Below are 21,117 nucleotides of genomic sequence, written 5' to 3'. Positions count from 1 at the left end.
AATCACTGGGCGGATTTGTGGTCCAGCGCTGCGTAGAAATTAGCGCTCTGCTGCAGGTATTTGGTTGTGTACGTCTGAGTCGCATGGGCTTTCTTGTCGTTCACTTCGACACTGGCGCTGGCCGGAAGAGCGACGCTTGCCGAGATAGCAGATGCAGCGATGATGGAGAAAAGATTGAAATTCATGTCGGTCACCCCTCTTGTCTGTCTGTACGCTGGTTTGAAGTCCTGACCGTTATGGCCGTGACTCAAACTTACGCCCGAGGGTGGTTCAGCAGAAATCTTTTGTAGCACTAACCCATATCATCAAGAATGATAACGGCTCCAGCCCTTGTATCTTGGGGGCTGGAGCCGGGGCAGCTTACTTGTCGTTCAGAAAACGCAGGTACGAAGGTGCATCGGCATCGAATTTCTGCACCGTTTCACCGATCTTCCCGCTCTGCGGATCACGGCGTACGGTCACGATCTGGTTGCTTTTCTGATTGGCGAACAGCATGAACGTGCCGGTCGGATCGAAAGCGAACTCGCGTGGCTCCTTGCCTTCCAGGGAGCGACGCTGAATTTCTTCAAGCTTGCCGCTGGCCTGATCGATGCGGAACACCACGACCTGATTCGCGTCACCCCGATTGGTCACGTACAGAAACTTGCCATCCGGTGAAGTGTGCAAGGCGCCACCACCGTTTTTCTCTTCCACGCCCTTGTTCTTCATGTCGACCAGTTGGGTCTGCTTGAAGCCGCCGTCATGGTAGTCGAACACTGCGACCTGGGCGGTCATTTCCAGCACCAGCCAGGCATGCTTGCCATCCCCACTGAAAAGGGTATGACGGGGTCCGGAGCCGCCCGGCAACTGCACGAACGGCACCTTGGCTGGCTGCAATGGCTTGGCCTGGCTGGCGTCGTACTGATAGACAAACAGCTTGTCAGCGCCCAGGTCGGCGCTCACCACGTACTTGTCATCCGGGGTCGGCACGGCCAGGTGCACATGCGACGACATCTGCCGCTCACTGTTGACCTTGCTTCCAGGACCCAGCGGCAGCACCTGAACGGCTTCGCTCAACGTGCCGTCCTTGCCCACCGGCACCACGGTCAGCGCACCGCCCGGGTCGGGGTTTACGGCGTAGTTGGCCACGAACAGGTAACGGCCATCGTAGCTCAGGCTGGAGTGCGTCGGTTCTTCACCACGGCTTTGAACCTGATTGATCGGCGTGATCTGACGGGTTTTCGGGTCGATCGCAAAGCTGCTGACCTTACCGACCACGTCTTTTTGTCCGGGGCCATTTTCATTGACCGCGAACAGGTAGCGCTGGTCTCTGGAGACGGTCAGCCACGACGGGTTTTCGGCTTTGACCACTTGCAGCGGCTTGGCGCCGATCATCCCGGTTTTGCTGTCGAAGGCAAAACGATAGATCCCTTCACTCTTGCCTTGCGTGTAGGAACCTATCAGCAATTCAGTATCGGGCATGGCTTGGGCCTGCAGGGTAAATGCGCTCATGGCACTGGCAATCGCCAGCCACGGCAGAAGTTTATGGGGCATGGGGGCATCCCTTGTTATCGAAGTTATTGATGCCTGTTACGGCACTGTCGGGGTCTATGACAGCGCCAGCCCGCATTTACTCAATCCTGCGCAGAATCATCTTCATCGGAAGGGGTGAAGGCATCCAGGCAGATGATCCGGTGATCGGCGTTGCCGTCGTTGATCACCCAGCTTTGCAGGGATTCATCGAAGGTCGCAGCATCGACTTGCGCCTTGGTGAAGCGCCATACCTTGCGCTCGCGGCCGTCCATGCATTCGACGTTCAGTTCCTCGCCCAGAGAGAAGTCCCAGGCGTGCAGACCGTCGATTTCCAGCATGGTGGTGGCTTCGAGTGCGGCGAGCAGTGTGGTGGGTGTGGTAGTCATGAAATTCATCCGGCCAGCAAAAGCGCGAATGATAGGGCAAAAGGCAGGCGTAGATACAGTCGGAGCGCAAGTAGAGCCGTACCAGCGCCGAGCGCTGGCACGGTGAGCAATCAAACAGGGACTGCGCTTACAGCTTGCCGATGCCGCCCGGCTGAAACACCGGCTCGCTCGGTGCCAAACCGTTGACCAGCGGCTTGCCGAACTCGGCCTGACTGATCTCGAAACGATCGCCCGGCTGGGTGCGCACGCCATCGGCAAACGACAGCGTCGCGGTGCCGAAGAAATGCACATGCACGTCACCGGGCCTGAGGAACTGTGCGTACTTGAAGTGATGGTATTCAAGGTTTTCCAGGCTGTGGCACATGTTCGCTTCGCCACTGAGGAACTCTTTTTCCCACAGCACCTTGCCGTCGCGCCAGACCCGGCTGGTGCCCGACAGGCTTTGCGGCAAGTCGCCCACGCGCAACTCCGGACCGAAAGAACAGGCGCGCAGTTTCGAATGCGCCAGATACAGGTAGTTGCGACGCTCCATGACGTGATCGGAGTATTCGTTACCGATGGCGAAGCCCAGGCGATAAGGCTTGCGGTCATGACCGATCACATACAGGCCGCTCAGCTCGGGCTCTTCCCCGCCATCTTCGGCAAAGGGCGGCAGCGAAAACGAATGTCCGGGGCGCACGACAATGCTGCCATCACCCTTGTAGAACCACTCTGGCTGAACACCGGCCTGCCCCGCTGCCGGCTTGCCGCCTTCGACGCCCCATTTAAAGATACGCATGGTGTCGGTCATCGAGGCTTCGTCGCCGGACTGCTGGTGCATCTTGTCGCGTGCCGACGCACTGCCCAGATGGGTCAGCCCGGTGCCGCTGACCAGCAGGTGCGCCGGATCAGGATGGTCGAGCGGCGGCAGGATCCGCAACGCCTCAAGCAACTGCGAATAGTCATGCGTCTCGCCAACGCCACGCTGCTCGACCTGGTGCGCCAGAGCCGAACCCGCCTCGATTGCCGCCAGCGCCAGCTCGCGAACACTTTCGACACCCTGGACCTCACGCACCTGATCACCATCGACCAGACCGACCCGGCGCTGACCGTCGCTCAATTCAAACTGTACTAACCGCATGAAATTCTCCTTCCAGATAATGGGCCGCTGAAAACCTATCTCGCCTTGGCACTCGCCGCGAAGTCGGACACTGGCAGCACATGCTTGCGCTCCAGCACGTGATAGACGATGCCGGTCAGCAGCAGCCCGAAGACCATGACACCCGACAGAAAATAGAGGCCCGATGCCAGGCTGCCGGTGATTTCCTTCAACGCACCGATCACGAACGGCCCGATGTAGCCGCCCAGGTTGCCGACCGAATTGATCAGCGCGATACCGGCTGCGGCACTTGCACCCGCGAAGAACCGCCCCGGCAAGGTCCAGAACACCGCCGTGCAGGAAAACAGCGCGAACGCCACGACGCACAATGCAGCCAGCTGCGCCACCGGCATGGTCAGCCAGGCGCTGCAGAACAGGCCGATGGCACCCAGCACATAGAGCACGGCCAGATGCCCGTAACGGTCGTTGAGGCGATCGGAACTGCGCGGCACGATCAGCAGGCCAATGATGCCGAAAATGTAAGGCACCGATGACACGAAGCCGGTGGTCAGGTCACTGCCACCGAACTGTTTGATCAGCGTCGGCAGCCACAGGCCCAGACCGTAGATGCTCAAGGTCACTGGCAGATAGAACAGCGCGAGAAGCAACACACGCTTGTCTTTCAAGGCGTGCAACGGATTGCCGTGGCGGGTCTGGCCGTATTCTTCCAAGTCCTTTTTCAGCTCACCGGTCAGCCAGTCCTTCTCGGCCTGATCCATCCATTTGACCTGCTGCGGACCATCCGGCAACCAGCGCAGCACCGGCCAGGTCAGCAGAATCGCTGGCGTGCCGATGACGATGAACAGCCATTGCCAGCCATGCAGACCGAGTATGCCGTCCATGCCCAGCAAACCGCCGGAAACGGGCCCGGTGATCATCATGGCGATGGGTTGCGAGAGGATGAAAAGGCCAAGGATCTTGCCGCGATGGCGCACCGGAAACCACTGGGTGATGTAGTACAGCACACCGGGAAAGAAGCCCGCCTCGGCAGCGCCCAGCAGAAACCGCATGACGTAGAAGCTGTGCGGCCCCTGGACGAAGGCCATGCCGATGGTGATCGCGCCCCAGGTGATCATGATCCGCGCGAACCAGCGGCGTGCGCCGAAGCGCTCAAGCATCAGGTTGCTGGGGATCTCCAGCAGGAAGTAACCGATGAAGAACAGTCCGGCACCCAGCCCGTAGGCGGCGTCGCCGATACCGATGTCCGCGCCCATGTGCAGCTTGGCAAAGCCCACGGCAGAGCGGTCTACATAAGCGATCAGGTACAGCAGGATAAGGAAAGGAATCAGTTTGAACGTAATGCGGCGTATAAGCCGCAGTTCCTGGCTCATGTAGGCGGTCTCCCATTGTTTTTGTTATGGAACCTGCGGGGATCGCCTCTGTGCCTGGGGGCTGAATAACGCAGCACATGCGCCAGGATGATCCCTTGTCTACGACCGACTATATAGTAATACTATTTAAACTGACAACTCTTCCAATGCGCGTTTTTTAGGCTTACCTTAGCCAGCAGTATCGCCATTAAGTCTTACAATAAGAGAGCCGATCATGTCTGACTCCGATAAAAAACCGACCCTCCGTTCTGCCCAGTGGTTTGGCACCGCCGACAAGAATGGCTTCATGTACCGCAGCTGGATGAAGAATCAGGGCATTGCCGACCACCAGTTCCAAGGCAAGCCGATCATCGGCATCTGCAATACCTGGTCGGAGTTGACCCCCTGCAACGCGCATTTCCGGCAGATCGCCGAGCATGTCAAACGCGGCGTGATCGAAGCAGGCGGCTGGCCGGTGGAGTTTCCGGTGTTTTCCAACGGCGAATCCAACCTGCGCCCTACCGCAATGTTCACCCGCAACCTGGCGAGCATGGACGTTGAGGAAGCGATTCGCGGCAACCCCATCGACGGGGTCGTGCTGTTGACCGGTTGTGACAAGACCACCCCTGCCCTGTTGATGGGCGCTGCCAGTTGCGACATCCCCGCCATCGTTGTCACCGGCGGACCGATGCTCAACGGCAAGCATGAAGGCAAGGACATCGGCGCCGGAACCATCGTCTGGCAGATGCACGAGTCCTACAAGGCCGGGACCATCAGCCTTGATGAATTCCTGTCCGCCGAAGCCGGCATGTCGCGCTCGGCTGGCACCTGTAACACCATGGGCACGGCGTCGACCATGGCCTGCATGGCCGAAGCGCTGGGCACTTCGCTGCCGCACAACGCGGCCATTCCGGCGGTGGATTCGCGGCGTTACGTGCTGGCGCACATGTCCGGCATGCGTGCCGTCGACATGGTCCGCGAAGACCTGCGCCTGTCGAAGATTCTCACCAAGGCTGCATTCGAAAACGCCATCCGGGTCAACGCGGCCATCGGTGGCTCGACCAACGCCGTCATCCACTTGAAAGCCATCGCCGGACGCATCGGCGTCGATCTGGACCTGGATGACTGGTCGCGTATGGGCCGTGGCATGCCGACCATCGTCGACCTGCAACCGTCGGGGCGCTTCCTGATGGAAGAGTTCTATTACGCTGGCGGCCTGCCCGCCGTGCTGCGGCGCATGAACGAGGCCAGCCTGCTGCCCAACCCGGATGCCCTGACCGTCAATGGCAAGAGCATCGGCGAAAACACCTGCAACTCACCGATCTATGGTGAGGATCAGGTGATCCGCGCGCTGGATAACCCGATCCGCGCCGACGGCGGGATTTGCGTGCTGCGCGGCAACCTCGCGCCGCTGGGTGCGGTGCTCAAGCCCTCGGCCGCGACACCGGCACTGATGCAGCACCGTGGCCGCGCAGTAGTGTTCGAGAATTTCGAGATGTACAAGTCACGGATCAACGACCCGGATCTGGACATCGATGCCAACTCGGTCATGGTGCTCAAGAACTGCGGCCCCAAAGGTTATCCGGGCATGGCCGAGGTCGGCAACATGGGCTTGCCAGCCAAGCTGCTGGCACAGGGCGTGACTGATATGGTGCGTATTTCCGATGCGCGCATGAGCGGCACGGCTTACGGCACAGTGGTTCTGCATGTGGCGCCGGAAGCCGCAGCCGGCGGTCCGCTGGCGGTGGTCAAGGAAGGCGACTGGATCGAGCTGGACTGCGCTGGCGGACGTCTGCATCTGGACATCCCGGAAGCCGAACTGGCGGCGCGCCTCGCCGATTGGCAGGCACCGCAGCAGCTGTTGATCGGTGGCTATCGTCAACTGTACGTAGACCGGGTGATGCAGGCAGACCAGGGCTGTGATTTCGACTTCCTGGTCGGTTGCAGGGGCGCCGAAGTCCCTCGTCACTCGCACTGAACGAAACGGCGGCCGCCTGACGCAGATGGCCGCCGTAATCGTTGCGCGATGGTATGATGCCCAGCAATCACCGCCAGGACCCCACTGCGTTCCCATGGATTATCGAAAGCCTTCCGACCGAAAAAGCATGCACGCGCGCATCGTCCAGGAACTGGGCATGCAAATCGTGTCCGGCCGTTTCAAGCCTGACGAAAAGCTGCCTGCCGAAGCGCTGCTCTGCGAAGAGTACGCCGTCAGCCGCCCGGTCCTGCGCGAAGCGACACGGGTTCTGGTGGCCAAGGGTCTGGTTTATTCGCGTCCGCGTGTCGGCACAGTGGTCAAGGCGCGCCGCGAATGGCATCTGCTGGACCCGGACGTGTTGCACTGGGTCATGCAAAGCTCGCCGCAGAATGATTTCTTCAACCTGCTGACCAGCGTACGCGCGGTCATCGAACCAGCGGTTGCCGCACTGGCGGCGCAGCATGCCACCGACGCAGAGATCGAGTCGATCCACGAAGCCTATCTGCGCATGGAAGCCGCACCGACGCCGGAAGACCTGCTGCAACCCGACCTCGATTTCCACAGCCGCATCGCCGACGCCACCCACAACGACCTGCTGGCACACCTGTGCAACATGCTGTCACTGGCGTTGCGCGAGGCGCTCAAATACTCCAACAAGCGTCCCAACCTGCACGAACTGGCCATGCCTCGTCACAAGGCAATCCTCACCGCCATCCAGAACCGCGACGCACTGGGCGCACGCCATGCTTCGCTGGTGCAACTGGACGATGCGCGCAATGCGCTGAGTGTAGTCCTGGGCGGCGGTTGACGGGTTTCCAGCTTGAGGGTCAACCGTTTCAGGCGGCTGATGTTCTCCCCCTCTGGATGCATCCTATCGCCAGCACGTACATCAACAGGCTGACCAAAAACGGGGCGCCCAGCCACAGAAAATGCTCGCCCGAGCCGACGTTACCCGAAAAGATCAGAGCGCCAATCACTGGCGCTACACCGCCCACTAGACTCAGCAGGGATGTCAGCCCCCCCTGCAGCTCGCCCTGATGCCCTGCCTTGGCATGACGCGACAGCTCACCACGCAACGCCGGCTCGGCAATCAGCCCGACAGCATGGAAACACATTCCCACCAACGTCAGCCAAACGCTTGCAGCGGCCGTATAGAAAGCATAACCCAGTAAGCAACAGGCATAACCGGTAACGATTATCCGCTGGTTGGACATGATTGGCGTCAGCTTGCGTACCAGTACGCGCTGCGCGAACGCCATGCCCAGGGCGAGCGCCGCCAATGCGTACGACACTTCAAGCATGCTCCAGCCATAACGCATCTGATTGGCCAGCACAAAGCAGCTTTGAAATATCCCGTAGGCGAACCAGGAGCACGTCGCAGCCAGCAGATACGGGCGCAGGCCTTGCGTACCCCATAGTCCTCGCAGGCTGCCAAACGGGTTGGTTCGCCGCCATTCGAAGGCGCGCCGATGCTCGGCCGCAAGGCTTTCCGGCAACCTCATGTAGCCATACAGCAGGTTGATTGCCGCCAGGCCGCCAGCGACCAGAAAGGGCAAGTGCGGCCCGTAAGACGCAAGCCCCCCGCCTATGACCGGGCCGAAAACAAGCGCTATGGCGATGACACTGCCCGCTGCACCGTAGAAATGCGTGCGCTGCTCACCCTCACTGATGTCCGCAATATAGGCCATCGCAGTGGCGATATTGGCGGCAGTGATTCCTGCGATGGCACGGCCTATCAGCAAGACCGTCAGGCTGCCGGCGAAGCCAGCCATCAGATTGCCCAGGCACATGCCGGCCAGCGCCAGAAGCAATACCGGCCGGCGCCCATGACAGTCGCTCAGCGCCCCCAGCAGCGGCGCGCACAGAAACTGCATCGCCGAATAAAGTGTCAGCGCCACGCCCAGCGCCAACGAGACATGCTCGGTAGACGATGGCCAGATAGTCGCGATCAGCGTCGGCATGACAGGAATCGCCAGACCGATACCAAGCACATCGAGCCCCAATATCAGAAGAATGAAGCGCATGGGTGGGCGAGTTTCACCTTTTGAGTAACCTCCAGACATATGTAGACCTCAGACTGATTAATGCAGGCGAGCAGGCGTTGAGCCTGCTCGCCATGTTCCGCAACGACGGGTTATCGATCACACTCGGCAAGTTGCCCGATCAACACATCGGCAATTTGCTGGGCGTGGACGGACAGGCAAGTAAAGTGATCCCCAGAGACATCGACCGTTCTTACCTTTGCCGCACTGAACAACTCCCAGCCCCAGGCATCCGTGTCACGGATCTCGGGCAGGTTGATACCGGAGGGCATCGAGTCGACCGCCCTGAACAGTACCAGTGAGGCATCAAGCGCAACCTTGGGCGGGTCATAGCGCATGCCGAAGGCGGCAGCAGCCTTATACACGTTGAACAGCCCCCGAATGCTTCCCTCATCGCCACGCGCATCCAGCAACCCGTGACTTTCCAGCGTGTCCTTCAGATAGCGGATCTTTTCCTCGTCACCCAGGTGCTCGAGCGCCTGCAACTCCTCGCGGCTGAGCTTGATTGGCTTGTCGAAGTAATGCCCGAAGATACTCAGCAGCGAACCCAACACCTGAGCATCGGTAGGCACCTGCATTTGCGTATACGGAGGGGCTGCCGAGTCGAACAGCGCCAGCAAACCCACCTGGTCGCCACGTGCTTCAAGCAGTCTGGCGATTTCGTACGCCACTTTTCCGCCAAGTGAATGGCCGCCCAGCAGATAAGGCCCATGCGCCTGAACCGACTTCATGCAGCGAATATAGTGTTCGGCCATCTCCTCGACGCTGAGGTGAGGCTCAGCCTTGCCATCGAGCCCCAGGCATTGCAGACCGTAGAAAGGCCGTTGCGCGCCCATGGCCTTGGCCAACCCAAGCACCTGATTGACGTTGCCGCCCATGCCCGGCAGACAAAAGAATGGTCTCCCCTCGCCGTTTCGCTGCACCGGCACCAGACAGTAACGTACGGCGGCTTCATCGGCATCGATTGGCGTATCTTCGGCGACACTGTCCAATGAACGGGCGATTCGCTCGATGGTCGGTTCATCAAGGAACTCGGCCAACGTCAGGCACTGCTGAAAGCGCGAACGAATCCGCGAAATCAGCTGGGACCCCAACAGTGAGTGCCCGCCCAGATCGAAGAAGTTATCCAGCACACCCGGCATATCACCGCCCAGCAGCTCTTGCCACAACTGCGCGACTTCCTGCTCCACAGCATTGCGTGGCGCAACACGCTCGGCACCGGAGTCGAACAGCGTCGTTGCCCGGCCCGCCGACGTCGCACCGCCGCGCTGCAGTTGATCGATCAGTTGCTGCAGATCCTGCGCCTTGTGCACGATGATCTGAGCAGTGTTTTGCGCCAGAGCCAGCTCGAATAACTGGCAACCTTCTGCGTTGGTCAGCCCCCGCACATCGTCAATCGGCGCCTGCTCGGGATGCGCACTGTCATAGGCAACACGCATACCTGCCTGCGCCCATGCATCCCAGTTGAGCGAAACCACAGGCATGCCCTCCTGACGACAGGCCTGCGCCCTAGCGTCCAGATAGGCGTTGGCAGCGGCGTAATCCGCCTGACCAAGCCCCCCGAGCACCGACGCCAGCGACGAACACAGAAATATGAAATCGACAGGCTCCTGGCGCAAAGCCTCTATCAGCACATCGGTGCCAACCACCTTGCTGCCCATCACCTGTGCCCATGCATTTGCCTGGCTCAGTTGGATGAGACCGCTGGCTTGCACACCTGCGGCATGTATCGCCCCACTGATACACCCATGCTGAAGCCTGACCTGCTGAAGCGCAGCAGTGAAAGCCTCACGATCAGCACAATCGACCGCCACGTGTTGAATCCGCGCGCCTTGCTGTTCCATCGCCTGCAGCGCTTGCCCGACCTCATCCTTGACCGTCGCCGAACGGGACATCAGGACTAAGGTGACAGCTTTTACCTTCGCAGCCAGATGACTGGCCAGCGCCAGCCCCATGCCGCCCAGACCACCGGTAACCACGTAGGTCCCGCCCTCCTTGAAGTGCAGTGAAGGTTGCGAGACTTGCAGCGCTCGCAGGCAAGGTTCATGCAACGTCTGTTTGCGCAAGGCCAGAGTCGGCGCAAGCGGAGAAGCCTGATCGGGATCGATGTGCTGGAGTACCTGAAGCAGTAGCATCTCATTCTCGGCCGCGTTGGCCAGCGGCAGATCAAAATGACGGCAGCGTATCTGCGGCAGCTCCCAGGTAAGTGTACGAACCACACCAGACAAGGTTGCTACACAGCTGTTGACCGGCTCATCGTCATCCACCTGGCAGGCACCTTCGGTCACCACTGACAGAACAGTGGTGTTTATCGCATGAGGAATGTATGCCTGTACCAACACCATAAGATCGGAAAACAGCGTAATGGCGGCGTGCTCGCCTTCCGCAAGCTGCGTCTTACCGGCCATGTAAATGATCTGGCTCGGCAAGGCATATTGCGTCGCCAGTGTATTAAACAGCTGTCCATATGCCTGTGCGTCGCCGCGAGCAATTGTCGCGATCGTAGCGCCAGAATCACCTGCATCGCCTATGCAGACACTGTCCGGCGGTAGCGCAGCGAGAATGCTGTTATCGGCTGCAACGCCACGCGTGACAACCAGCCAGGGCCCTTGTAACGGCGAGTCGCCCCTGGGAGGCAATGCCGGCCGCCATGCTGGTACCTGACACCAGTCCAAGGGCTCGGTGCGCTGCGCGTCCGGTGCCACTCGCTCATCGCGCAAAGTAAAGCCGATCACCTCGGCCAGCAGAGCACCGATTCCGCCGTCGTTATCGACTTCGAACAGTTGCACATCATAGACATTGCTGCGAACTCGCCGTGCATGGCTGTAAAGCCGGGAGCGCAGTGGTGCATGAATAGTCAGGCGCTGATAATGGAACGGTAATCTGCGGGTGCTGTTTTCCATGATCGAGAGAAAACCAGTCGCCATGTCGAGCAACGCCGGATGCAGCGCAAAGCGCTCAAGGTCAGCGGCAAACACCTGATCCAGTTCCAGAAGCGCCAGCCCCTCATCCTGGCCGAGCCAGATCGAACGAAAGCACTTCCAGCGAGGCCCGAACAAGCCGAGACGCGTGTTCAATGCCGCATGTTCGACTTCATCGGCAAGACAGTCAGTATGGTCGGACTGAAGCTGCATCAGCCCTTTTAGTACGAGGCGCTCCCGGTTGTGGCGTTTTATGAAACCTAGCGCGTGCAGCATTCTGTGCTGCTGCGGAGCGTTACCATCGTCCGATACCGACTCGAGGAAAAACTCAGTGCTCTCGGTGTGATCCTTGAATGTAATCAGCACGCTTTGCGAGGCCTGCTCATCTTCCAGAACCAGAGGGGTCGGGAAGTAAACGTCACTCAGTTCGATCAACTCGATGCCTTCCATACGCGCGTAGGCATTGCGTACCAGCTCGACACATCCGGTGCCTGAAAGCACTGGCTTTCCTTCGAAAACGCGATGTTCGTCCACCAGCCAGAGTTGTGGCGACAGGCTCAATCGGAACTGCCGACGGTTACCCTGCACGCGCTGCCAATGCAGGAACAACGGTTGCTTGTGCTGCGCGGAAGAAACCGTCCCGGCAGCCTCGATCCAGTGGCTGTCCCGCGCAAACGGATAAGTCGGCAGCGGCACGCGTGCGCCGTCTGTACACCCTGCGGCCTGCGCCCAACCGAAACTTGCTCCCTGCCTCCACAATGACGCGATGCCTTCCGCCAACGCCGCCTCGTCCGACCGGCTGTCCCGTGCATGCCGAGTGCAACCAAGCACGCACAAGGGCTCAGCATAGGATTTCAGTGCACTCTGAAGAGCACGGCCCGGGCCGACTTCGAGAAAAATCGGGTCTTCCAGTTCGTCGGCAAGCAGCGCGATACCGTCAGAAAAGCGCACGGTATCGAGCAGATGAGACGCCCAATAATCACTTTGGCTGCTCGAATCGATCGAGAACCAGCCACCGTTGTGGTTGGACACGAGCGCGATAGTCGGAGACTGAACAGAGAACCCGCTGACAACTGCCTTCAACGCGTGCGCAGCAGGAGCCATCATGCGGGAATGAAAAGCGTGCGAGGTATCCAGTACACGCCCCACGAGCCCTTCCTCGGCCAATTGTCGCTCGACCCGCGCAATGGCCTCAAAATCACCGGCAAGAACACATTGCAGCGGCCCATTGACGGCCGCCAGCTCCACGCCGTGCCCCAGAAAGCGCGCGCAATCTGCTTCAGAGAGGCCAACGGCAAGCATCGCACCCGGAGCTTGACGTTGCATCAGGCGGCCCCGCTCGACAACCAGCTTCAAGCTGTCTTCCAGACTGTAGACACCCGCAAAACAGGCTGCCACCAGTTCACCAAGGCTATGGCCTATCAGCGCCTGCGGGTGGATACCGCGGCTTTGCAACAACAGGGCGCACGCGTACTCGACCACAAAAAGTGCCGGTTGCGCGATTTCCGTACGGCTCAGACTGTTGGCTGTATCGCCACCCGCTGGCGGGTATAGACTGGCCAGAATGTCGACGCCATAACGCTTCAATATGACCGTGCAGCGGTCAACTGTCTGTCGAAATACCGCCTCACTGCCGTAGAGGCCCTTGAACATTCCCTCATACTGGCTACCCTGCCCGGAGAACATGAACACGATCGGACGGTCCTGTCTGCGCTCCATGAGCGCTGTGGACGAAGGTGTCTGCAGCGCGTGCAAGGCTCCGGCAATGCTCTGGCTGACAACGCTGTCCCTGAAGGCAAATCGTGTGCGGCCCTCTCCCAGCGTGAAGGCGATATCGCGTATATCGGCCACCGGGTTCTGCAGACAGGTGATCAGTTGCCGACGCTGATGGTCCAGCGCTGTAGCGGTACGTGCGGAGAACGGCAGTATGTACCAGCAATCGCTATCGTCATGCGGGCGCACTGACGGCTGCGGAGGCTCCTCGACAATGACATGAGCATTGGTCCCGCCGATGCCGAAGGAGCTGACGCCTGCCCGACGTGGCGAGGCCGTAGCCGGCCAGGGTCGGGACGTCGTGTTGACATAAAAAGGGCTGTCGTTGAAATCAATTTCGGGATTGGCTCGCGTGAAGTTAAGGCTTGCAGGCAGGACGTCGTGCTGCACGGCAAGTATGGCCTTGACCAGCCCGGCGACGCCTGAAGCCGCATCAAGATGACCGATGTTGCTCTTCAACGAACCGAGGGCACAAAAGCCCGGCGTGAAATTTGGCAAAGCGCTGGTATAGGCCTGCGTCAACGCACGGACTTCTACCGGGTCACCCAGGCGAGTGCCGGTGCCATGCGCCTCGATATAACCAATGGAGCCTGCACTGATATTCGCTGCATCGAGCGCGGCGCTCACCACCTGGGCCTGCCCGTGAACACTGGGCGCGGTATAACTGACTTTGCTGGAGCCATCGTTATTGACCGCCCCGCCCTTGATCAAGGCATGAATATGGTCGCGATCTTCGATTGCCCTGTCAGCCAGTTTGAGGACCAGCACTGCACAACCACTGCCACCTGTGGTGCCGCTGGCCTGCGCATCGAAAGGCCTGCAATGGCCATCGGCGGAAATGATGCTGCCCGGTGCCGCCTGGTAACCGTAGTATTGAGCTTCGACGGAAGCACCGCCGACGATCACCATATCCGACTCGCCCCGCAGCAAGCTTTCGCAAGCCATCTGGACCGCTACCAGTGAGGAGGAGCAAGCCGTCTCGACGGTAATCGCAGGTCCGGCGAGATTGAGTTTGTAAGCCACACGCGACGCCATGAAATCGCGGCCGTTACCCAATAGCCACTGGATGTTCTCCAGTTGCAGCTCCTGGCGCCTCGGGTAAACGTGATCAAGCAAGTAATGGCTGGTGCTCGCGCTTGCAAATACGCCTACGCGCAAATCGTTCAGAGAACCGCCATAACCGGCGGCTTCCATAGCGGTCCATGCGCATTGAAGAAAGATGCGCTGCTGAGGATCCATCAACTGGGCTTCACGAGGTGAGAAGCCGAAGAACTCGGCATCGAACTTGTCGACATCCTCGAGACGATTGCCACACTTGACGAAATCGGCACGCTCCAGCAGATCAGGGCTTACGCCATGCGCGAGCATGACCTCGTCACTGAAATAAAGGGTCGACTCCACCCCCTCGGTGAGGTTCTGCCAGAACTCGCTCAGGTCAGCGGCGCCCGGAAAGCGCCCGGCCATGCCGACGACCGCCAGCGTACGATTTCCGGGATCAATGGCAGGTGATGCCTCGCTGGCTTGGCGAACCTCCGGCAGCGGCCCATGCAAGCGTTCCAGGTGAGCGACCAGACCACGCAGCGTCGGGTATTCGAAAAGGTCTGTCATGGCCACGGGCGCCTGCAAAAGCTCGCTCAAACGTTTTTGCGTCTCGACAATGCGTAACGAGTGGCCACCGAGATCGAAAAAATTGTCGTCCGAATCGATTTCCTGACAATCGAGTACTTCCTGCCAGATCTTTCTGACCTTGTTGTGCAGGCGTTTTCCAGCGGGCCTGACGACCGCAGGAGAGGTCGGCATCTTACCGACCGCAGTGCCTTCCTGCGCGCGCTGATCAACGAGGTTTTCGAGTGCCTTGCGATCGACCTTGCCAGTACGGCTAAGCGGTAGTTCGGGCAAGCAGATCAGACGCTCCGGCACCATATGTGTCGGCAGCACTTTCGCCAGCTCTGCACGCACCTGTGCAATGCTCGGCTTGCCGACGTAATACCCCACCAGGATCTTGTGCTCGTGGTCATCCTGTTTAACGACCACGACCGCCTGCTCAAGCCCGACTATCGCGTTCAAGCGCGCTTCGACGTCGCCCAGTTCAATGCGGAAACCGCGAACCTTCACCTGATTATCGATACGCCCGACATAGCTCAGGCTTCCATCGAATTGACGAACCACAAAGTCGCCAGTGCGGTACAGCCGCGCCTCGGGTGAAACACCATATGGGTCTGGAAGAAACGCTTGCGCAGTGCGCTCATCCAGATTCAGATAACCCTGTGCCACCCCGTTCCCGCCAATGTAAAGCTCGCCGGGTACACCGCAGGGCAGAGGGTTCAGGTACGGGTCCAGAACATACATTCTGACGTTGTCCAGAGGCCGCAATACCAAGGCGCCTCGTTCATCCCAGTAATCCTGGGCAGATGCATACACCGTCGTTTCGGTCGGACCGTAACCATTGAGGAAACGTCTGCCGGTTGCCCAGGTCTGGGCGACGTTCGCCGGACAGGCCTCACCGGCGCTGATAATGACTTTCAGCTCGGCAAGCTCGGCATGGGGGAGCAAGCGCAGGGCCGTCGGCGTGATCTGCAGATGAGTAATACGTTGCTCGCGCAGAAGCGTCACCAGATCCGGCCCCGGAAGCAGCTGTTCAGAGGCGGCAAATACCAGCGTAGCGCCGCTGATCAGTACCGGAAACACCTCGCCACAGACCCCGTCGAAGACAGGCGAAAAATACTGCAGTTGTCGCGACTGAGCATTCAGTTCCAGCGCTCGCGCAAATGCATTCGCGGTGTTATCGATATTGCGCTGCGAAACCATCACCCCCTTGGGCTGCCCGGTCGAGCCAGAGGTGTAAAGAATATAGGCCAGATCCTGAGGCTCACGCTGGCAGGCCGGAGCAGACCATTCGCCCTCGGCACCTTCGAAGTCGTCGACCAGCAACGTCTCCAGCCCCAAAGCCGCAAGCTCGTGTGCCAAGCCTTGATGACCCACCACGCGGCGCAATGCTGCGTCTTTGATCATGTAGCCCAGCGCACCTTCCATCGAATCCTGCGGATTCAAGGGGACAAAGGCACAGCGCGCCTTCAGGATGCCAAGCATGCCTGCCACCAGATAGGGATGCCGTCCAGTGAACAGGCCGATGTGCTCACCCGCTTGCACACCCTTCTTTATCAGCGCGTGCGCGATGCCGTTGGCTAACCGGTCCAGTTCCGCGTATGTCCAGCAGCGTTGTTGCAACTGAAGGGCCATAGCCTGCGGAGTCTGACGTACACGCTGTTCAAAACGGCTGACGATATCGCCGTCGCCGAAGTCGCGTGACGTGTCGTTGAACTGGCTGATCAGCCTCTGATGTTCGGTTGCAGGAAGCATCTTCACCTGAGCAACGGTCTGCTCGGCATTGGCCAGCATATTTTCCAGCAGGCACTGGAAGTGCTCTGCCATGCCCGAAATGACGGAGCGCTCGAACAGTGACGTCCGATATTTGAATACCCCACTCACCCCTTCGCCTTTAACAGCACGCAACTCCAGCATCAGGTCCAGCTTCACCTCAGTGGAGGCAAGAGAAATTTCTTCCGATTGCACATACGGCAAGGTAAGCGGTACGGCCGTCGTGCTCTGCACCACAAGACCCACTTGGAAAAAAGGATGCTTGCCGGGCAGCCGCTGCGGGTTGAGCACTTGCGCCAGGTAATCGATCGGCACCGAATGATTTGCCTCGGCGGCAAGCAGGGCCTGGCGACTCTGCTCGATAACCTGCGCCACACGCAGAGGGCCTCGCAAACGCAGCCGTAACGGAAGCAGGTTAACGAAGAAACCGATCAGGTTCGCACTTTCATCATGGTCCCTTCCCGAGAATGGCATGCCGATCAAAATGTCGTCCTGCCCGGTGTAGCGATGCAATAGCAGCGCGAACGCGGCGTGCATGACCATGGCCGGCGTGCATTGAAGACGCAGGCAAAGCTGATCGAGCCTTGCCGAGCAATCGCCAGGAAGAGTCAGCGCAACGTAGTCGCCGGCCAGCGGATTTCCTGCTCGCGGGCTGGAACGCACAGGCAGTACCAGAGGCGGCGGCAAGTCCTTAAGCGAAGCCTTCCAGGCGTCTAGCTGAGCCTCGAACGCCCCGCTTTCGAGTTGATTTCGTTGCCAGGCAGCATAGTCCTGATACTGAGCCTCCAGTGCGCTAAGCCTGAGGCACTCACCTTGCGTCAAATGCCGATAAAATGCTGCCAGTTCCTGACGCAGCAAGGCACTCGACCAACCATCGTAGGCAATGTGATGCAAGGTCAGGCACAGCACATATTCATCCGAAGCGGTCTGCAGAAGCACCGCGCGTATCGGCAGTTCCTTGTCCAGCAAGAACGGCGTGTGCACCTCCCGCTCCAGTGTGACCGAGAGCGCTTCGCGAGCGATTTTTTGCTGCCTGAACGGTACGCGCGCGCTGTCAGCGTGACTTGTCACAACCAGCGGCTCTTTCTGCGTAAGGCCCTGAGCGTCCACAAACGTTTCAAGCTCGCAGGTGAAATGCGTGCGCAAGACTTCATGACGCTCAAGTAACAGATTCAATGCACCTTCCAGCGCAGGAATATCCAGTTGCCCGGTCAGACGGCATATTTCCGGCATGTTGTAAGCGGTGCCCGGCTCACTGTGCTGGGTCAACCACAGACGGCGTTGCGCAAACGAGAGACGTTGGCGCTCGATACCGCTACTGCGTCCGATCGCGGCAGGCCTGGAAGCGACACTGGCACCTTGGGCGATCTGGATCATATTCAGCATGATCTTTTCGGCGACCTGAGCGACGGTGGGCCCTTCGAACAGGTTTGCAATACTTAGGGCCACACCAAAGCGCTTTTTGATGTGCGCAATGACTTGAGTGACCAGCAGAGAATGCCCGCCACTCTCGAAAAAATTGTCGTCAATGCCGATACGCGGCACATTGAGCAGTTGCTGCCAGTCTTCGACAAGCTGTTCTTCCAGACTGTTGCGCGGTGCGGCATAAGCGCGTGAGTCCTGCGCCCAATCGGGCTCAGGCAGGCTCTTGCGATCGATCTTGCCATTTGCGGTCAAAGGCAGTGCTGGCAAGACTACCAACAGGCGCGGCACCATATGGCCTGGCAGACGCTCGCCAAGGTAGGCATTGAGTTGCTGCGCTGTAGCGCGGGTTTGCACATAACCGATCAGTTCGGCCTCGGCACCTGGTGACTGACGGGTGACCACCGCGCATTCACTCACATCAGGATGGTCGGCGAGTACGCTCTCGACTTCACCCAGCTCGATGCGGAAGCCACGAATTTTGACCTGGTTGTCACTGCGGCCCAAAAACTCGATGGTGCCGTCGCGCATGTGCCGACACAAATCACCGGTGCGATAGAACCGCTGTTTGCCGATGCCAGGTAAAAACCGTCCGCTGGCCGAGAACGAACCTGTCAGGAAGCTCTTCTCGTTCAATTCAGGGCGATTCATGTAACCGGACGCCACCGCGCCGCCGCCAATCAACAATTCGCCGGGGACAGTACGCGGTACCAGATTCAGCGTTGCGTCGACCAGGTACAGGGAGGTGTTAGGCAAGGGACCGCCGATAGGCAAGCTGCGCTCAGAGTCATACCACCCTGCATCGGGCTCGAACGTGGCGCTTTCGCAGGTTGCCTCGGTGACTCCGTAAACACTGACAACCCTGGTATGCGGTCCACACAGCGTCTGCATTTTCCGATACTCGTGGACAAACCACACGTCCGCACCGCAGGTGAGTGTATGCAGGGTATCCAGACGCCGTGCGGTCTCTTCCAGGTAACGAATCATCTGCCGCAGGACCGCAGGCACGAACTCGAGCAACGTCACCCGTTCAGCTGTGATCAGCTCATAGAGTCGTTCAGGGTCAGCCAGACTCTGCCGAGGACACATGATTAACCGCGCGCCAACCGCCAGCGCGCGGACGACATCGCTCATGAATACGTCAAACGTGAAATTGGCCATTTGCAAAATGCCAGTAACACCCGGCTCGGTCTGACCGTAAGTCTGCTCCAAGGCCTGGAGCAGGCTTACCCAACTGCCGTGAGAGACACTGACGCCCTTGGGACGACCGGTAGAGCCGGAGGTAAAAATGATGTAGGCGATGTCTTCCGGTTGCGTGTTGCGCCCCTCGAATTCGCTCTCGAGCAGCGTGCCGGTGGTCTGCGGCAAATCATCCTGCAGCAGGCACGGATAGTCCTGCAGTTGCTTCTGAAAGGCGCGCAGCGTCAGGACCAGTCTGGGCTCGATGTCCTTGAGCAGATCCGCATGACGCGCATCGTCGATTGCGAGCGGCACATAAATACCGCCCACCTGATGCACCGCCAGTAACGCGACGATGACCTCTGGGCCATAGCGTTGCACTACCGCGATCCGGTCACCATGACGAACACCGGCAGCATGCAGATGACCCGCCAGTACCCGGGCCTCTGCATCAAGTTGCGCATAGCTGTATCGACGGTCCGCATAAATCAGCGCATCCATCTCGCCCCACTGCGCGGCACTGCATTTGAACCACTGATGGAAAGGTGCAAAAGGCGCTTGCGGCGCTGCCGGCTGATGATTAGCCAAGCGCAGCGCCTGCTCCACGGCTTCGTCAGACAACAGCGAAAAATCGTCAATAGCCCCGTCCGGGTTGCGCGACACCTGCTCCATAATGATCAGCAGGCTATCGATCATCCCCTGCACTGCGGTCTCATCCAGCAATGCGGTGTCATACTCGACCGCGCCGCTCATGCCGCGCGCAGTCAGTGCCAGGGTCAGACTCAGGTCATATTTGGCGGTGCAGGAGTCGAGCGTATAAACGCGAGTGCGCAGGTTTTCCAGCTCGACCGAAAAATCCTCGTTGGCCATATCGAACAGCACCTGAAACACCGGCGCATGGCTCAAAGAGCGCGGGGGCTGAATGGCCTCGACAATCTGATCGAAAGGCACATGGGCATGCTCGAATGTATCGAGCACCGAGGCGCGAACTCTTTTGAGCAACTCGACGAAAGAAGGAGAACCCGATGCATCGATCCGGTTTGGCAGCGTATTGACGAAGAAACCGATCACGCCTTCCAGATCAGCGGATTGCCGATTCGACATCGGCGATCCGATGACCAGATCCGCCTCTTGCGTATAGCGATACAGCAGCACGGAAAAAGCCGCAAGCCCTACCATATAGGGCGTGACGCGACAGTCCTTGGCCAGTTTTTTCAGCGCGTCCGAGACGGCTGCAGGCACTTGAAAATGACAACGCTGCCCCGCGTAACGCTGAACGGCAGGACGCTTGTCATCCAGCGGTAGTGGCAATACCGGAGGCGCACCGGCCAATCGCTGCTGCCAGTGAGCAATATCGGGATCTCGCTCAGCGCTCGATGGGCTCAGACTTAAATAGTCGCCAAAGTCGAAGTTCAACGGCTCGACGTTCACCTCGCTGCCCTGCACCAGCGCCGAATAGGCTGAGGCCACTTCAGAGAGGAAGATCTGCATCGACCAACCGTCGAAAATGATGTGATGAACATTGATCAACAGAACATGCTCGTCGGTCGCACAGTACAGCAACGTCGCGCGCAGAAGCGCTTCATGCTCAAGATCGAAAACATAACGGGCTTCGCTTTGCTCGAACGCTTTCAGCGCAGCTTCGCTGTCCGGCTCGGCTCGCAGGTCAACTTTGCGAGTCAACAGTTGCTCGTTGACAAGGCGAATGACCGGTTGCCCATCGATACAGGGAAAACGATAGCGCAGTGCAGTCTGGCGCTGATAGACACTGTCCACCGCCCGCTCAAGGGCTGCGCAATCCAGCGCCCCGTCAATGCGCAGCGCGAAAGGCACATTGTATGTGGCGCTCGCATCTTCCATCTGGTGCATGAACCAGAGGCTTTTTTGCGCAGGCGATAAATTCAGAAACCCCCGGGCTGCCGGGGTCGGACTCCTGACAGCGGATCCGGTGGTTGAAGTGACCGTTTTTTTTTGGGACATGACCATCTCCACCTCGACAGCGAACGATGTCGCTGCGAGGACGGGTTAAATTGGGGGGCTGAGAGGCGAGAAAGCGCGCGGGGGTATTTTTACTACCC

General features: G+C 59.3%; 9 protein-coding genes. 2 read left to right on the top strand and 7 right to left on the bottom strand.

Going from position 1 to position 21,117, the window contains the following annotated elements; translation table 11 throughout:
- Nucleotides 1-2: 2 nt before the first annotated feature.
- The 5 genes from AO388_RS00185 to AO388_RS00165 form a co-directional block, all read right to left on the bottom strand.
- Nucleotides 3-185, bottom strand: coding sequence for a hypothetical protein (locus AO388_RS00185; protein ID WP_003305416.1), 183 nt, complete (start codon nucleotides 183-185; stop codon nucleotides 3-5).
- Nucleotides 186-360: 175 nt separating this feature from the next.
- Nucleotides 361-1,533 (bottom strand): lactonase family protein, encoded by a 1,173-nt coding sequence (locus AO388_RS00180; protein ID WP_058415883.1) that lies wholly within the window; start codon nucleotides 1,531-1,533, stop codon nucleotides 361-363.
- 80 nt (nucleotides 1,534-1,613) lie between these two features.
- Nucleotides 1,614-1,898, bottom strand: a complete 285-nt coding sequence (locus AO388_RS00175; protein ID WP_003368505.1) for a DUF5629 family protein — start codon at nucleotides 1,896-1,898, stop codon at nucleotides 1,614-1,616.
- Between the two features lie 127 nt (nucleotides 1,899-2,025).
- A complete protein-coding gene (araD1, locus tag AO388_RS00170; protein WP_005755049.1) occupies nucleotides 2,026-3,018 on the bottom strand; it encodes an AraD1 family protein in 993 nt (330 codons plus the stop codon).
- 35 nt (nucleotides 3,019-3,053) lie between these two features.
- A complete protein-coding gene (locus tag AO388_RS00165; RefSeq protein ID WP_003318619.1) occupies nucleotides 3,054-4,367 on the bottom strand; it encodes an MFS transporter in 1,314 nt (437 codons plus the stop codon).
- A 214-nt stretch (nucleotides 4,368-4,581) separates the two neighbouring features.
- On the opposite strand from AO388_RS00165, the gene AO388_RS00160 reads away from it, so the two are divergent.
- Together AO388_RS00160 and AO388_RS00155 are read left to right on the top strand one after the other, a co-directional pair.
- Nucleotides 4,582-6,324 carry an IlvD/Edd family dehydratase gene (locus tag AO388_RS00160; protein ID WP_058415882.1) on the top strand — a complete coding sequence of 581 codons (1,743 nt, stop codon included), beginning with the start codon at nucleotides 4,582-4,584 and terminating at the stop codon, nucleotides 6,322-6,324.
- A gap of 94 nt (nucleotides 6,325-6,418) precedes the next feature.
- Nucleotides 6,419-7,132 carry a FadR/GntR family transcriptional regulator gene (locus tag AO388_RS00155; RefSeq protein ID WP_003368499.1) on the top strand — a complete coding sequence of 238 codons (714 nt, stop codon included), beginning with the start codon at nucleotides 6,419-6,421 and terminating at the stop codon, nucleotides 7,130-7,132.
- Nucleotides 7,133-7,160: 28 nt separating this feature from the next.
- On the opposite strand, the gene AO388_RS00150 is transcribed toward AO388_RS00155, so the two are convergent.
- Together AO388_RS00150 and AO388_RS00145 are read right to left on the bottom strand one after the other, a co-directional pair.
- Nucleotides 7,161-8,348, bottom strand: coding sequence for an MFS transporter (locus tag AO388_RS00150; RefSeq protein ID WP_054081172.1), 1,188 nt, complete (start codon nucleotides 8,346-8,348; stop codon nucleotides 7,161-7,163).
- Nucleotides 8,349-8,458: 110 nt separating this feature from the next.
- Nucleotides 8,459-21,019, bottom strand: a complete 12,561-nt coding sequence (locus AO388_RS00145) for a hybrid non-ribosomal peptide synthetase/type I polyketide synthase (protein WP_058415881.1) — start codon at nucleotides 21,017-21,019, stop codon at nucleotides 8,459-8,461.
- Nucleotides 21,020-21,117: the final 98 nt, after the last annotated feature.

The sequence above is a fragment of the Pseudomonas sp. ICMP 10191 genome, assembly GCF_001467335.1.
In the GTDB taxonomy this organism is placed as follows: Bacteria; Pseudomonadota; Gammaproteobacteria; order Pseudomonadales; family Pseudomonadaceae; genus Aquipseudomonas; species Aquipseudomonas cerasi.
Note: the sequence above shows the minus strand (reverse complement) of the source record. Positions and strands in the feature narration are given on the sequence as shown.

Bases quoted from the DNA above. Each gene is read 5' to 3' on its own strand.
- AO388_RS00150 (WP_054081172.1), bottom strand. From the start codon at position 8,348: ATGCGCTTCATTCTTCTGATATTGGGGCTCGATGTGCTTGGTATCGGT.
- AO388_RS00145 (WP_058415881.1), bottom strand. From the start codon at position 21,019: ATGTCCCAAAAAAAAACGGTCACTTCAACCACCGGATCCGCTGTCAGG.
- AO388_RS00180 (WP_058415883.1), bottom strand. From the start codon at position 1,533: ATGCCCCATAAACTTCTGCCGTGGCTGGCGATTGCCAGTGCCATGAGC.
- AO388_RS00175 (WP_003368505.1), bottom strand. From the start codon at position 1,898: ATGACTACCACACCCACCACACTGCTCGCCGCACTCGAAGCCACCACC.
- araD1 (WP_005755049.1), bottom strand. From the start codon at position 3,018: ATGCGGTTAGTACAGTTTGAATTGAGCGACGGTCAGCGCCGGGTCGGT.
- AO388_RS00155 (WP_003368499.1), top strand. From the start codon at position 6,419: ATGGATTATCGAAAGCCTTCCGACCGAAAAAGCATGCACGCGCGCATC.
- AO388_RS00160 (WP_058415882.1), top strand. From the start codon at position 4,582: ATGTCTGACTCCGATAAAAAACCGACCCTCCGTTCTGCCCAGTGGTTT.
- AO388_RS00185 (WP_003305416.1), bottom strand. From the start codon at position 185: ATGAATTTCAATCTTTTCTCCATCATCGCTGCATCTGCTATCTCGGCA.
- AO388_RS00165 (WP_003318619.1), bottom strand. From the start codon at position 4,367: ATGAGCCAGGAACTGCGGCTTATACGCCGCATTACGTTCAAACTGATT.